The sequence below is a fragment of the Paracoccus endophyticus genome, from assembly GCF_003286075.1.
GTDB classification, from domain to species: Bacteria; Pseudomonadota; Alphaproteobacteria; order Rhodobacterales; family Rhodobacteraceae; genus Paracoccus; species Paracoccus endophyticus.
The window spans coordinates 18,383-32,659 of sequence record NZ_QLUV01000010.1 but is presented as its reverse complement, the minus strand read 5'-3'; the positions used below and the strand labels follow the sequence as shown (position 1 = coordinate 32,659).

The 14,277-nt window shown below is 67.5% G+C and carries 11 protein-coding genes; all 11 read left to right on the top strand.

What is annotated here, in order from left to right; genetic code table 11:
* The first annotated feature begins 1 nt into the window (after position 1).
* The 11 genes from DPQ23_RS11570 (at position 2) to DPQ23_RS11510 (ending at position 14,142) form a co-directional block, all read left to right on the top strand.
* Positions 2–1,243 (top strand): cysteine desulfurase-like protein, encoded by a 1,242-nt coding sequence (locus DPQ23_RS11570; RefSeq protein WP_240602653.1) that lies wholly within the window; start codon positions 2–4, stop codon positions 1,241–1,243.
* Complete coding sequence (gene hydA / locus DPQ23_RS11565) at positions 1,240–2,661, top strand: dihydropyrimidinase (RefSeq protein ID WP_112874951.1); 1,422 nt, start codon at positions 1,240–1,242, stop codon at positions 2,659–2,661. Before DPQ23_RS11570 ends, hydA begins: the two co-directional genes overlap by 4 nt.
* A gap of 728 nt (positions 2,662–3,389) precedes the next feature.
* Complete coding sequence (locus DPQ23_RS11555) at positions 3,390–3,710, top strand: hypothetical protein (protein WP_112874950.1); 321 nt, start codon at positions 3,390–3,392, stop codon at positions 3,708–3,710.
* A 95-nt stretch (positions 3,711–3,805) separates the two neighbouring features.
* Entirely contained in the window at positions 3,806–4,576 is a 771-nt protein-coding gene (locus DPQ23_RS15740; RefSeq protein WP_205961450.1) for a hypothetical protein, read from the top strand.
* 71 nt (positions 4,577–4,647) lie between these two features.
* Positions 4,648–5,748: a hypothetical protein gene (locus DPQ23_RS15450; RefSeq protein WP_162630726.1), complete on the top strand. Its 1,101-nt coding sequence runs from the start codon at positions 4,648–4,650 to the stop codon at positions 5,746–5,748.
* Between the two features lie 13 nt (positions 5,749–5,761).
* Complete coding sequence (locus DPQ23_RS11535) at positions 5,762–8,320, top strand: molybdopterin-dependent oxidoreductase (RefSeq protein WP_112874948.1); 2,559 nt, start codon at positions 5,762–5,764, stop codon at positions 8,318–8,320.
* A gap of 21 nt (positions 8,321–8,341) precedes the next feature.
* Positions 8,342–9,013: a 4Fe-4S dicluster domain-containing protein gene (locus DPQ23_RS11530; RefSeq protein ID WP_112874947.1), complete on the top strand. Its 672-nt coding sequence runs from the start codon at positions 8,342–8,344 to the stop codon at positions 9,011–9,013.
* Positions 9,006–9,815 carry a TorD/DmsD family molecular chaperone gene (locus DPQ23_RS11525; RefSeq protein ID WP_112874946.1) on the top strand — a complete coding sequence of 270 codons (810 nt, stop codon included), beginning with the start codon at positions 9,006–9,008 and terminating at the stop codon, positions 9,813–9,815. Before DPQ23_RS11530 ends, DPQ23_RS11525 begins: the two co-directional genes overlap by 8 nt.
* 6 nt (positions 9,816–9,821) lie before the next feature.
* Positions 9,822–10,805 carry a 4Fe-4S dicluster domain-containing protein gene (locus DPQ23_RS11520; RefSeq protein ID WP_112874945.1) on the top strand — a complete coding sequence of 328 codons (984 nt, stop codon included), beginning with the start codon at positions 9,822–9,824 and terminating at the stop codon, positions 10,803–10,805.
* Positions 10,802–12,775 carry a sensor histidine kinase gene (locus tag DPQ23_RS11515; protein WP_162630725.1) on the top strand — a complete coding sequence of 658 codons (1,974 nt, stop codon included), beginning with the start codon at positions 10,802–10,804 and terminating at the stop codon, positions 12,773–12,775. The genes DPQ23_RS11520 and DPQ23_RS11515 overlap by 4 nt, the downstream gene beginning before the upstream one ends.
* A complete protein-coding gene (locus tag DPQ23_RS11510; protein WP_112874943.1) occupies positions 12,772–14,142 on the top strand; it encodes a sigma-54-dependent transcriptional regulator in 1,371 nt (456 codons plus the stop codon). Before DPQ23_RS11515 ends, DPQ23_RS11510 begins: the two co-directional genes overlap by 4 nt.
* The last annotated feature ends 135 nt before the right edge of the window (positions 14,143–14,277 follow it).

The window sequence follows — 14,277 nt, the reverse complement described above, 5'->3', positions numbered from 1 at the left end:
GATGACTCCTCTCGACATGGACCACGTCCGGTCCCAGTTCCCCGGGCTGCGCGACGACTGGGCCTTTTTCGACAATGCGGGCGGGTCGCAGATCTGCCAGCCCGCGCTGGACCGCGTCGTCGAGTTCCTGACCCACCGCAACGTCCAGATCGGCGGCAGCTATGCCGTGTCGCAGGCGGCGGCCGAGGCCCTTCAGATGGGGCGCGAGGCCGCGCGGACGCTGGTCAACGCCGCCCGCCCCGAGGAGATCGTCTTCGGCCCTTCGACCACGGTGCTGCTGCAGAACCTTTCTGCCGCGATGCGCAGCCAGTTCCGCCAAGGCGACGAGGTGATCGTCACCATGGCCGATCATGAAAGCAACATCGGCCCCTGGATGCGGCTCAGGGACGCCGGCGTGACGGTAAAGGTCTGGCCGCTGAACCCGCAGACGCAGGACCTGCAACTGTCCGACCTTGCGCCCCTGATGACCGACCGCACGCGGCTGGTCTGCGTGACCCATGTGTCGAACATCCTGGGCAAGGTGCACCCGGTCGCCGACTTCGCCCGTTTCGTGCATGACCGCGGCGCGCTGATCTGCGTGGATGCGGTCGCCTATGCGCCGCACCGGCTGATCGACGTGCGGGCCTGGGACGTCGATTACTACGCCTTCAGCCTCTACAAGGCCTATGGCCCGCACGGGGCGCTGATGTATGGAAAATACGACCTGCTGGCCGAGCTGGACGGGCTGTATCACTATTTCTACGGCAAGGACAAAGTTCCCGGAAAGCTGGAACCCGGCAATCCCAGCTATGAATCCGCCTACAGCACCGACGGAATCGCGGACTATCTGACCGGGCTTGCCCGGCACCACGGCGCCAGCGGCGACCGCCGCGCGCTGGTCGGCGCGGCTTACAATCTGATCACCGCGCAGGAGGATCTGCTGACCGACCGCCTGCTGTCCTGGCTGTCGTCGCGCAACGATTGCCGCATCATGGGCGAGGCAAAGAACCACGGCAGCACCCGCGTCCCCACCATCGCCTTCAAGTTCCACGGCGTCGATTCCGGCGACATCGTCCGCGCGATGGACGACCACGGCATCGCCATGCGCTTTGGCGACTTCCATTCGCGCCGCCTGGTCGAGCATCTGGGCCAGGATCACGCGGGCGGCGTCCTGCGCGTCTCGCTGGTGCATTACAACACCGTCGAACAGCTGGACCGGCTGACCGAGGCGTTGGGCGCGATCCTGGCGAAAGCGGCGGCATGACCGGACTGGACCTGGTCGTTCGGGGCGGGACGGTCGCCACCGCCGCGGACAGCTATCGCGCCGATGTCGGCATCAAGGGCGGCCGCATCGTCGCCATCGGCGAGGCGCTGTCGGGGGCCGAGGCGATCGACGCAAGCGGCCTGCTGGTGCTGCCGGGCGGGATCGACGCCCATGTCCATCTGGACCAGCCCACGTCCGACGGCACGGTCATGGCCGATGACTTTGCCAGCGGCACGCGCTCGGCCGCGGCGGGCGGCAACACGACGGTCCTGCCCTTTGCCCTGCAGATCAGGGGCCAGTCCCTGCGCGCCTGCGTCGAGGCGTATCACCGCAAGGCCCAAGGGCGCTGCCACACCGACGTGTCCTTTCACCTGATCATCAGCGACCCCACGCCGCAGGTTCTGGGGCAGGAACTGCCGGCCCTGGTGCGGGACGGATACACCTCGTTCAAGGTGTTCATGACCTACGACGACCTTGTGCTGAACGACGCCCAGCTGCTGGATGTCTCCGAGGTTGCCCGGCGCGAACGGGCGCTGGTCATGGTCCATGCCGAAGGGCACGACGCGATCAAGCACGTGACCCGCCGTCTGGAATCCGAGGGCCGCACCGCCCCCTTTTACCACGGCCAGGCCCATGCCCAGGTCGCCGAACGCGAGGCCACCCACCGCGCCATCAGCCATGCCCAGCTGATCGACGTGCCCGTCGTGATCGTCCATGTCTCGGGCCGCGAGCCGATGGAGCAGATCCAGTGGGCACGGGCGCGCGGGCTGAAGGTCCACGCCGAGACCTGCCCGCAATACATCGCGCTGACCGCCCAGGACCTGCACGGGCTGAACATGGATTTCGACGGCGCGAAATATGTCTGCTCGCCCCCGCCGCGGGATGCCGACAGCCAGGCGGCGATCTGGCAGGGGCTGCGCGACGGCACCTTCGACATCTTTTCGTCCGACCACTGCCCCTTCCGCTTCAAAGGGCCGGCGGACACCGGCAAGGACAATCCCCGCGCCCGCACCTCGTTCCGCTGGGTGCCGAACGGCATCCCCGGCGTGGAAACCCGCCTGCCGATCCTGTTCTCCGAGGGTGTCTCCAGGGGTCGCATCAGCCTGCAGCGTTTCGTGGCGCTGACCTCGACGAACCCGGCGCGGCTTTACGGCCTTTATCCGCAGAAGGGCAGCATCGCCATCGGCGCGGATGCCGACCTGACGCTGTGGGACCCGGCGCTGACCCGCCCCATCCGGCAGGCGGACCTGAACCACGGCTGCGACTACACGCCCTATGAGGGGCTGGAGGTCACCGGCTGGCCTGTTCGCACCCTTTTGCGGGGGCGCACCATCGCGATCGACGGTGCCCCGGTCGATGAACCCACCGGCACCTACCTGCCCCGCCAGACCAGCGAGGCGTTCGGGCCCGGCGGATAGACGACCCGGTGCAATCGGGTGGCCCTGCAAAAAGCACCGTTGCCGCGCCCGCCATGCCTGCCGCACGGGCACAGGAACAAGGGTCGCGCGTCATGCGGCACCAGGGCGTCCGGAGGCAGCAAAGACGAACAGGGGCTGCATCTCGTCCAGCGCAAACCACATCAGCCGCTTGCGCTTCATGACCGGATCGGGCGGGTGGCCCTATTCCGGCAAGGCTGTGGCGGGCCTGACGCTGCGATCCTCGCCTTCGAGCCATCGCGCCTGACTCCATGCCGACGCAGAAAGGAGGGTCGCCCCGGGTCAACCGGGGCCGCCAGACCACGCCCCCATCGTCCCGCCGTCGCCAGGGTTCCACGAATCGCGGGGGTCCCGACGGGAGGCAGCAATGGCCCGAAGGGTGCGGCCAGAGGGCCCGGGCCTTGGCTCCGGGCTCACCCCTGCCACGCCGTGGCCGCTGCCGCGACGTTCTGTCACATGACAGCACTTTCGCAGGAACCTGACAGACTGTCAGTTTCCGCCCCTCCGCAAACACACGGAAACCGGGTCCCGCCGCCGCCGAACCTGACATCCTGTCAGACTCCATCGCCTGAAGAGCCCCCTCAATAGTTTGCTATCATTGAGAAAAATCGACAAGCAGCGCGATTGATCTGCTAACCACGTCCCTGACAGAACCTTTGATCTGCCGCATCCGGCCAGACCGCAGGCGCGATCTCGAACGAGGGGACAAGATGAACAGGCTCGGGTTTCTCTTCGCCACGGGGCTTTGCGGCATCGCCGGGACGGCCCTGGCTCAGGATGTCTTCATCGCGGGTCTTGCCCCTTCGGTGCGGCCCGCCGGCGCGCCTGTCATCACCCAGATGCACAAGGATGCCGCCTGGTATGCCCGGGCGCTGACCGGCGTGACCGAGCCCTTCCCCGCCAGCCTTCGGTTTCTTGAAGACCAGGGGGCCTGGTTCACGCCGTTCACCCATCCGGGGATGCCGGCGCCCTATGACATTCGCGGCTGGCACAGCGGCGACGGCCCCACCCCCGGGAAGACGGGCCAGTAAGGGTTTCCGGGCGCCGCCCGGAAAGGATCGCAGGGCCGGGAAGCGACCGGTTCTGCCCAATGCAGACAGTGGGAGATATCAGGATGAAGACCTCGATGAAACTGGCCCTTGCGGTCATTCTCTGCACCGGTTCGGCGATCGCCGCCAATGCCGAAACCAAGCCCGCCACGGACGGGATGTCCGGCATGGGCGGCATGTCCGGCATGTCCGGCATGGGCGGCATGTCGGGCATGGGCGGCATGTCGGGCATGTCGGGCATGGGCGGCATGTCGGGTATGGGCGGCATGTCCGGGATGGGCGGCATGTCCGGGATGGGCGGCATGTCCGGGATGTCCGGGATGGGCGGCATGTCGGGCATGGCTGGCGGCACTTCGCCCTGGGTCTGCACGCAGTATTCCTTCGTCGGCGGCCAGTCCGGCATGGGCGGCATGTCCGGAATGGGCGGCATGTCCGGCATGGGTGGAATGTCGGGCATGGGCGGCATGGCTGGCATGGACGGGATGTCCGGCATGGGTGGTATGGCCGGCATGGGCGGCATGTCGGGTATGGGCGGCATGTCGGGTATGGGCGGTATGTCGGGTATGGGCGGTATGTCGGGCATGGGCGGTATGGCCGGCATGAACGGCATGTCCGGCATGGGCGGCATGTCTGGCATGGGCGGCATGTCCGGTATGAGCGGAATGGCGGGTAATGCCGGCAATCCCGGCTGGGCCTGCACCCAGTACACCTTCGCCGGTGGCGGTCAGTCCGGCATGGGCGGCATGTCCGGGATGGGCGGCATGGGCGGCATGTCCGGCATGTCGGGCATGGGTGGCATGGGCGGCATGTCGGGCATGGGTGGCGCCTGGACCCCGCCCAAGAACTGATCCGCACGATATCGGTCCGGGGGCGGCGGTTTCCGCCGCCCCTGCTTAACCTGCCAGCCGGGACCACATCCATGAAGACATTCGAATCGCTGATCGGTGTCCTGTTCGGCATCGCGTTCGCCACCGCCGCGCCCGCAGCCCCCGTCGCGGCCAAGCCCGCAGCCCCCGTCGCGGCCAAGCCCGCAGCCCCCGTCGCGGCCGCGCCCGCGGCCTCCGTTGCGGCCGAGGCGGCCGTCCCGGACGCCGCTGCCCCCGCAGACGCTGGCCCCTACGCCGATCTGGCCGATGATGCGGTGATCGACATCGAACCGGTGCCCTATCCCGAGGGCGTCACCTATCGCAATCCGCCCCCCGCCACCAAGGACGAGATCGCGCGCATCGGCGCCGCTCTGAAGGCGCTGACGGCCGAAATCCCGACGCTCGACTACGAGCGCGCGCGCTTTCACCCGCTGCACTTTCCGCCGATGGTGAATGGCGCCAGCAACGAGGAATGCCTTGCCTGCCACAAGGAGATCGTGACCCATACCCCACGCGAGGCCTCTCCCGCAGGGGTGCCCGCCTCGGCCACGATGGCCTGGTACCAGACGCTGGATACCTATGTCGGCCCGCAGGCGGACTTTCACTATCGTCACATGGGCAGCGACTTTGCGCGCCAGGTGATGAATCTGGAATGCACCTTTTGTCACAAGGGCAACGACCCGCGTGAGGAAAGCCCCGACATGATGCCCGGCAGGGCCAACTTCACCGCGCCCGACACGCCGGAATTCACCCTGCGCAAGATGGTCAACCCTTCGGAAACCTGCCTGCTGTGCCACGGCGCCATGCCGGACCCGGTGAACATCATGGGCCTTGGCGGCGACTGGCACGAGGTGCGCGCCGACATGGAAACCCCCGAGGCCCCGAACGGCTGCATGAGTTGCCACGCCGAAACCTTCCGCACCAACCGCCACCAGGTAGACTACCTCAACGCCGCGAACATCGAGGAACTGGCCCGCACCGGCACCTCGGACTCGTGCTTCGGCTGCCACGGAGGGCGGGCCTGGTACCGCAATGCCTTCCCCTATCCGCGCACCCCCTGGCCCGGCATGGACACCGAAACCACCCCCGACTGGGCCCTGAACCGCCCCGTGGCGTCCAAGCCCGAGCATCAGCTTCCCCCCGCCGCCGAATGAAGAGGACGATCCGATGAACCGACCTTTCCGCCCCGACCTCTTCGACCGGCTGCTGAACCCCACCCGCCGCATCTTCCTGCAATCGGCGGCGGCCACGGCGACCGTCGGCCTTGCCACCAGCGGGACCGCCCGCCCGGCCCAGGCCTTCGCCTTCGAGCCCTATCCACGCGACGACGATCTGACCACGGTCGTCACCTCCTGCGCGCATAACTGCGGCGCGCGGCACATGCTGGTGGCGCACAAGAAGGGCGACGTGATCGTGCGCCTGTCCACCGACGACGGCACCTATCAGGGCGACGCCTACGGCACCGACACCGAGGAAAAGCCGCAGCTGCGCGCCTGCCTGCGCGGCCGCAGCTACCGCGTCCGGCTGTATTCGCCCGAACGCCTGCTCTATCCGATGAAACGCGTCGGCAAGCGCGGCGAGGCCAAGTTCAAGCGCATCAGCTGGGATCAGGCCCTGACCGAGATCGCCGAACGCATGGTCCATCTGCGCGACACCTACGGCCCCACCGCGCTTCTGGATCAGGCCTATGCTGGCGCCTCTTACGGTGTGCTGCACAAGTCCGACCAGATCGAGGGGTTGCTGGCCCGCTTCATGGGCATGTTCGGCTGCCGCACCAATTCCTGGTCAGTGCCGTCCTATCAGGCCACCACCTTCTCAAGCCGGATGAACTTTGGCACCATCGAGGACGGCAACGAAGATGATGCCTTCGCCCACAGCAAGCTGATGGTGATGTGGGGCTGGAACCCGGCCTATACCTTCCATGGCGGCAACACCTTCTATTACCTGCGCATGGCCAAGCAGCGCGGCTGCAAGTTCGTGGTGGTCGACCCGCAATACACCGACAGCGCCGCCGCCTATGACGCCTGGTGGATTCCGATCAAGCCGAACACCGACGCCGCGATGATGGCGGGCATGGCCCACAATATCTTCGACAAGGGGTTGCAGGACCAGGCCTTCATCGACCGTTTCGTGCAGGGGATGGACCCGGGCACCATGCCGGATTGGGCCAAGGGGCAGGAAAGCTTCAGGGACTATATCATGGGCACCATGGATGGCGTGCCCAAGACCCCCGAATGGGCGTCCGACATCTGCGGCGTTCCGGCGGCCGACATCATCAAGCTGGCCGACCTGTACGCCACCACCAAGCCCGCCGCGCTGAAGGCAAGCTGGTCACCGGGGCGGGCGGCCTACGGCGAACAATACAGCCGCATGGCCAATGCCCTGCAGGCGATGACCGGCAACATCGGCATTCTCGGCGGCTGCGCCGAGGGGGTCGGCAAGGGCTGGCATGCCGAGGCCGTGGCCTATCCCTACGACCAGTATGCCAATATCTGGTATGCCTCGATCAAGTCCGACCGCTGGGCGCATATCGTGCTCAACTATCCCAATGTCACCCGCGAAGAGGCCGGGCTCTGGCCGCGCGCGGACAATCTCGACGGGGTGATCCCGAATATCCGGGGCATCTTCTGGCAGGGGTCGGACTGGCTGAACCAGCTGACCAACATCAACAAGGAAATCGAGGCGATCCGCAAACTCGAGGCCGAGGGCGACAGCGAAAGCCTGCTGGTCTGCATGGACAGCACCATCACGCCCACCGGGATCTGGGCCGACTATCTTCTGCCCATCGCCACCCACTTCGAACGCCACGACGCGGCCCTGCCCTGGTACAAGGGCCATTACTACATCCACCGGCCGAAGGTGATCGAGCCCTTGGGCGAATCCAAGACCGACTTTCAGGTGTTCACCGAACTGGCCTATCGGCTTGGTTTCGGGCCCGCCTACAACCCCAAGGCCGACCGCAGCTATTTCCACGACAACGATGCGGTGGACGAGGCGTATCTCATCGACTGGTGGGCCAAGGTGCAGTCCCATCAGGGCGTCACCTGGTCGTGGGAGGAGTTCAAGAAACGCGGGGTCTACAAGTTCGTCTTCCCCGAACCGCACGTCGCCTTCCGCAAACAGATCGAACAGGGCGTTCCCTTCGAAACCGCCTCGGGCAAGATCGAGATCTTTTCGGGCCAGCTGGCGCAGATCACCGACTGGACGCGCACGCAATACGGCTATTACATCCCGCCGATCCCGAAATGGATCGAGCCCTGGGAAAGCCTCAACAGCGAGGCGACGAAAACCTTTCCCTTCCACATGATCACGCCGCACCCGCGCTGGCGCACCCATTCGATCTTCAACAACATCGCGTGGCTGCGCGAAACCTTCAGCCAGGAAACCACGATGAACGCCTCGGATGCCAAGCGCCTCGGCATCGCCAACGGCGACACCATCGAGATCTGGAATGACCGCGGCCGGGTCGTCACGCCGGTCTATGTCACCGAACGGTGCATGCCCGGGGTGGTGGTGCTGCACGAAGGCTCGTGGATGGATATCGACAAGGACGGGATCGACCGGTCCGGCAACCCTGACTTCCTGACCCTCGACAACCCCAGCCCGGCAGGGGCCTTTGCCTACAACACCATTCTGGTTGACCTGAAAAAGACCGACCTCGCGCACCGGCCCGGCTGGGATCAGCTTGCAACCGCGCGCAGCCACGTCTTCCGGCGCGACATGTGACCGTCAGAGGGGAAACAAACCATGGCAAACACCACTGACAAGGCCACGATCAAGGCCGCCGTCCTGAAGAAAAGGCGCGAGGTCTACACGCCCGTCGTGCCGGACATGCAGCTGGGCTTCATCCACAACAACGTGGACTGCATCGGCTGCCGCGCCTGCGAAATCGCCTGCAAGGACAAGAATGGCCTTGCTGCCGGTCCGCGCTTTCGGCGGGTGCAATACATCGAAGGCGGCATTTACCCGGACGTGTTCGCCTTCAAGATCAACATGTCCTGCAACCACTGCGCCGAACCGGCCTGCCTGCCGACCTGTCCGACAGGGGCGATCTTCAAGCGGGCCGACAACGGCGTGGTGGATATCGACACCACGCTCTGCATCGGGTGCCGCAAATGCGAGGCGGCCTGCCCCTATGGCGCCCCGCAATTCGTGCCCGAGGAAAACGTCGTCAAGAAATGCAACATGTGCATCGACGAACTGGAAGCCGGTCGCAAACCCTACTGCGTCTCGGCCTGCATGATGCGCGTGCTCGACATCGGCCCGATCGACCAGCTGCGCGAAGGCACCTACGACACCAAGGCGCGCGGCCCGAACGACGAGGTGGTCAGGCAGGTCCGGTCGATGGCCGACCCGGAATTGACCGATCCCTCGATCGTGTTCGTTCCCCATTCCAAGGGGCGGGTCGACAATGGCTGACACCCTCGCCGTCCCCGCCGCCCTGCCCCAGGCGCCGCCCGCCACCTTCCCCGATGGCTCGCCTGCGCCGGCCCAACTGGCGGTCTGGTCGCAGGTTCTGGGCCTGATCGTGCGGCTGCACGACCGCGAGGCCGATGCCGACCTGATCGCGGGCCTGCGTGCCGCCCGCGTGACCGAGCTCTTTGCCACGCTGCTGCCCTCGGACGAGGGCACGCAGGTCGCCGCGGCCTTTGCCGCGATGCTCGACCAGCTTCCGGCCTGGCCGGATGACGCCTGCCTGGACGAACTGGCCGCCGATTATGCCGACATCTACCTCAACCACGGCTTCCGCACCTCGCCCAACGGGTCGGTCTGGCTGACCGACGATCACATCGAACGCCAGCAGCCGATGTTCGACGTGCGCGAATGGTATGAGCACTACGGCATCTCGGTGCCGAACTGGCGCCTGCGGTCGGACGATCATGTCGTCCACGAACTGCAATTCGTTCAGCACCTGCTGGCCCTGGCCTCGCCCGCGGCCGCCTATGACGCGGCGCGGTTCCTTGACCGCCATGTGCTGCCCTGGGTGCCGGATTTCTGCGCCCAGGTCGCGCAGCGCACGCGCGAGCCGTTCCACGCGGTCGCCTGCCTGCTGACCCGCGCTGTGCTGATGGAAGTGCGCGACGTGCTGGCCGACCTCACCGGCCTGCCGCAAGACGTCATCCCCCACGCCTGGATGCGCGAGGCGGAACGCGACCGGCGAGCCGCCGAGGCCGCCGAACAGGACCGCCCCTTCGTTCCCGGCCTTGCCGAAAGCTGGTAACGCACGATGGCCACGCAGTCGCCATTGCCGCAATTCGACGGCGACGCCTGCAGCCTCGGGTGGCTTGCCCTGTCCGAATGCGGTGCCTGCGCCCGGTCCTGCCCCACCTCTGCCCTTGTGTCCGGGGAAGATGGCCTGATGCTGGACGCAGCGATTTGCACCGGCTGCGGGGCTTGCGCCGCCGCCTGCCCGCAGCGCGCCGTCGCCATCGAGGGCGTGTCGCCCCTGCCACCCATTGCCCCCGACCGCGCCGGCCGGATGCTGCTGGTCTGCCCCGCCCGCGTCCCCGGCGGCGTCTGCCTGCAGGCGCTGGGCCTTGAGGCGCTGGCCGCGCTGTGGCTTTCCGGCCTGCGCAGCCTGCACCTCGACACCGGCGATTGTGCCAGCTGTCCCTCGGGCAGGGCGCTGCCTTTCACGCAAACCCTGCAGACGCTGAACGCGATTCTCTCCGACCGCGCGCTTCCCCCCCTGCACACGGCCCCTGTCACCGGCACCCGCCTCCCCCGCCTCTCGGATGGCCGCGACCGCGTGGACCCCTCGCGCCGCGCGCTGTTCGGCAGCCTTGCCCGCGGCCTTGCCCCTGAAACCCGGCCGGCCCTTGCCCACCTGCAGGCGTACCCCGGCCCGGCCCCCCGCCACGCCCATTCCCCCCGAATCGACCCCGCGCTCTGCACCGGCTGCAATGCCTGCCTGCGCATTTGCCCCGCCTCGGCAATGACCCTGATCAATACGGCCGACGGCAACCCCGCCTACCATATGGCTTCGTCTGATTGTTCCGGGTGCAGCCAATGCACCGAGGTGTGCGAGTCCGATGCCATCACCATCGACACCCTTGCGCCCGCAGCCCCGGATCTGGCCCTGCGCCGGTTCCAGTGTCGCGCCTGCGGCACGCCCGGCCACCTTCCGGCAGATCACCTGCGCGCCGATGGCCTGTGTCCGATCTGCGCCCGCACCCGCCACCACGCGAAACTGCATCAGGTGATCGCGTGATCCTGCCGCACCTGCGCGTCAGGCCCACTCTGCGCGCGTGGCTCAATCCGCGGTCCCCGCCCGGTCTGCGCGCGTCCCCCAGTCTGCGCGCTTGGGCCGATCTGCATGAATGGATCGGCGCCAGCCTGCAACGGCGCTTCATCGCCACCCTGGCCGCCGTTCTGCTGGCGGCCTCCGCGCTGTTTCTCTTGCTGATCGCCGACCTCTACCGCGCCCGCATCACCGACGAACACGCCCGGGCCTCGCTGCAGATCAACACCCTGCTGCAGGCCGCGCTCGAAAACGCCATGCTCAAGCGCGACCTGCCCGGCCTGCACGGCATTCTCGACGATCTCGGTCGCCAACCCGACATCGCCGCCGTGCGCATCCTCAATCCCGGCTTCGACGTGCGCTTCGCCTCGGACCGTGCGCTGGAAAGCACCCGCCTCGACACCACGGAAACCCGGGCCGCGCTTGCCGACCGCCAGCCGCGCACCCTGCTGGTCGCCGACGCCCCGGGCGGCCCGGTGCTGCGGTCCATCAATCCGGTCCACAACCAGCCGCCCTGTCAGGTCTGCCACGGTCCGATCGCCGAACACCCGGTCAACGGCCTGCTGGTGGTCGACTATTCCGCGGGGGGCATCACCACCGATACCCGGCGCGGCGTCCTGTTCCTGGCGCTCAGCGGCCTTGCGGTGATCCTGGCGCTGTCGTTGGCCGCCTGGGCCGTCATCGCCCGCACCGTTCTCGCCCCGCTGGCCCTGCTTGGTGCGGGGACCGAGGCGCTGGCCCAGGGCGATTTCAGCCACCGCATCCCTGTCACCGGCACCGATGAACCCGCCCGCCTTGCCACCGGATTCAATGCCATGGCCGACCTTCTGCAATCCTCGGTCGCCCGCCTGCACAATTCTGAACGGACCTTGCAGGCGGTGATCGACGCCATTCCCGACGGCATCCGCGTCATCGGCCCGGATTACCGCATCCTCATGGCCAATGCCGCCTATGCCGCCCATGTCGGCAAGCCCCTGGCCGAGGTCGTGGGCGCCCTTTGCCACACGTCCTCGCATCGCCGCGACCGGCCCTGCCCCGACACCCTGACCTGCTGTCCGCTGGCCGAACTGCGCATCGCCCGCGCGCCGCTCACCTGCCGCCAGATCCACCTCGGACCGGCGGGCGAGGATATCCACGTCGAAGTCGCCGCGGCCCCCGTCACCCTGATGCACGACGGTCAGCCCGTGGATTGCGTGGTCGAGGCGATCCGCGATCTGGAACAGCAGGCCCGCCTGACCCAGGAACACCGCCTGTCGGAACTCGGCCTGCTCGCCGCCGGCATGGCGCACGAGATCTTCAATCCCCTGTCCTCGGTCGTTCTGCTCGTCTCGGCGCTGCAGGCAGACACCGCCGCCGGGCGGCACGAGGCAACGCCGGCCCGTCTTGCCACACTCCACGATGAAATCGCCCGCACCCTGGCGATCACCGACAGCCTGCTGCTGCTCTGCGCCCCGCCCTCGCCCGAACCCCTGCTGATCGACCTTGACCGGGTGATCCCCGAGGCGCTGGCGCTTCTGTCCTTCCAGGCCCGGTCCACCGGCGCCGGGATTCGCTGCGACATCGATCCCGGCCTGCGGATGCTGGGCTCGGATGGCGACATCCGCATGCTGATCACCAATCTGGTGCTCAACGCCCTGCACGCCATGCCCAAGGGCGGCACCGTCACCGTGACCGGCCGCGCCAGCGGCGGCGAGGTTCTCCTGCGCGTCGAAGACACCGGCCACGGCATCGCCCCCCGCGATCTCGACCGCATCTTCCTGCCGTTCTGGACCCGCCGCGCCGATGGCAGTTCCGGGCGCGGCCTTGGCCTGTCGATCGCCCAGGCGGTGGTCGACCGGGCCGGGGGCCGCATCGCCGTCGAAAGCACGGTCGGGGTCGGCACCCGCTTTACCATCCGCTTCCCCGATCCCGACCATCCCTCCGCAGAGGCTTCGGCATGACCCAGCCCGCCCCGGAACGCATCCTGGTGATCGAGGATGACCGCGCGCTCAACCGCCTGCTGATCGAGCAACTCGAACGCCTGGGCTATGCCGCGCAGGGGGCAGGCGGGCGGGCCGAGGCGCTGGCCGCGCTTGCAGGGTTCCGCCCGGCGCTGGCGCTGCTTGACCTGCGGCTGCCCGATACGGACGGGCTGCAATTCCTGCCGGAACTGCGCGAATATTGCCCGGTGATCATCCTGACCGCCTATGGCTCGATCGATCAGGCCGTCCAGGTGGTGCGGGCCGGGGCCGCCGATTATCTGGTCAAGCCGGTCTCGGCGCAAAGCCTTGAACTGGCACTGAAACGGTTTTTCGATACGGCGTCGCTCCTGCGCGATCTGGCGTTCTGGCAGGCGCAGGCCCGGCGGGGCCGGGACGCCGAACTGGTCGGCACCAGTCCCGAGATGAACGACGTGCGCAGCCTGATCTCGTTGTTCGCGGGAACCGAGGCACCGATCCTGATCCTGGGCGAAGGCGGTTCGGGCAAGGAACTGGTGGCCCATGCGCTGCACGCGCGGTCCAGGCGATCGAATGGCCGGATGATCTCGGTCGATTGCGATGGCGGGCTGCCCGCCGCCGAGCTTTTCGGCGAGATGCGCGAATCCTCCGGCCACCAGATCAGCCGCCACGAGGGGCTGATCGCCGCTGCCGAAGACGGCACGGTCTTTCTGTCGGGGGTGGACCGGCTTGCGCCCGACGTTCAGGCCAAGCTCTTGCGCACCATCGAAACCTCGACCTATCGGCCGGTCGGATCCTCTGTTTCGCTGCCTTCGGCGGCGCGCTTCATCCTGTCGTCCAACCTTGCGCCGGAAGACATCGCGCCCGAGGGCGGGGCGCGCAACGAACTGCTGTTCAGGCTGTCGGCCTTCACCATCACGATGCCGCCCCTGCGCGCCAGGCCGGGTGACGTCGCGGTGCTGGCCGAAAGCTTTCTTGCCCATCGCAGCTTCCAACGCTCGATCCCCAAGCGGTTCAGCCCCGCCGCGCTGAGCGCGCTGACCGCCCATGACTGGCCCGGCAATGTACGCGAGTTGCGCAATGCCATCGAGCGCGGCATCATCATGTCGGCCGGCGAAGAGGTGATCGAACCCGGCCACCTCGGCCTTGCGGCGCCCAAGAGCAAATCCGCCCCCGGGCGCGAGGGGGCCCAGGTCACGCTCACCTTCGCGCTTCCGCCCGGGATGGACGAATTGCGCGACGCCTATCTGCAACTCCTGCTCGACCGCTACGGCGGCAACCGCCGCCGCATTGCCGAAATCCTGCAGATCAGCGAACGCAACACCTACCGCCTGATTCAGAAACTGCCCCCCTCGCAGGATGCGTCCTGACAGCCCGACCCCCGGCGCGGGGCGCAAGATCACCGGGCAGGCCGCCTTTCGTCTGTGTCCCGGTATCCTCGGGGGGAACGGGCCACCGGCACAAAGCGGGGCAGACGGCGGATAAGGTCGCAGCCGGTGCGGATT

Bases quoted from the DNA above. Each gene is read 5' to 3' on its own strand.
- DPQ23_RS11570 (WP_240602653.1), top strand. From the start codon at position 2: ATGACTCCTCTCGACATGGACCACGTCCGGTCCCAGTTCCCCGGGCTG.
- hydA (WP_112874951.1), top strand. From the start codon at position 1,240: ATGACCGGACTGGACCTGGTCGTTCGGGGCGGGACGGTCGCCACCGCC.
- DPQ23_RS11555 (WP_112874950.1), top strand. From the start codon at position 3,390: ATGAACAGGCTCGGGTTTCTCTTCGCCACGGGGCTTTGCGGCATCGCC.
- DPQ23_RS15740 (WP_205961450.1), top strand. From the start codon at position 3,806: ATGAAACTGGCCCTTGCGGTCATTCTCTGCACCGGTTCGGCGATCGCC.
- DPQ23_RS15450 (WP_162630726.1), top strand. From the start codon at position 4,648: ATGAAGACATTCGAATCGCTGATCGGTGTCCTGTTCGGCATCGCGTTC.
- DPQ23_RS11535 (WP_112874948.1), top strand. From the start codon at position 5,762: ATGAACCGACCTTTCCGCCCCGACCTCTTCGACCGGCTGCTGAACCCC.
- DPQ23_RS11530 (WP_112874947.1), top strand. From the start codon at position 8,342: ATGGCAAACACCACTGACAAGGCCACGATCAAGGCCGCCGTCCTGAAG.
- DPQ23_RS11525 (WP_112874946.1), top strand. From the start codon at position 9,006: ATGGCTGACACCCTCGCCGTCCCCGCCGCCCTGCCCCAGGCGCCGCCC.
- DPQ23_RS11520 (WP_112874945.1), top strand. From the start codon at position 9,822: ATGGCCACGCAGTCGCCATTGCCGCAATTCGACGGCGACGCCTGCAGC.
- DPQ23_RS11510 (WP_112874943.1), top strand. From the start codon at position 12,772: ATGACCCAGCCCGCCCCGGAACGCATCCTGGTGATCGAGGATGACCGC.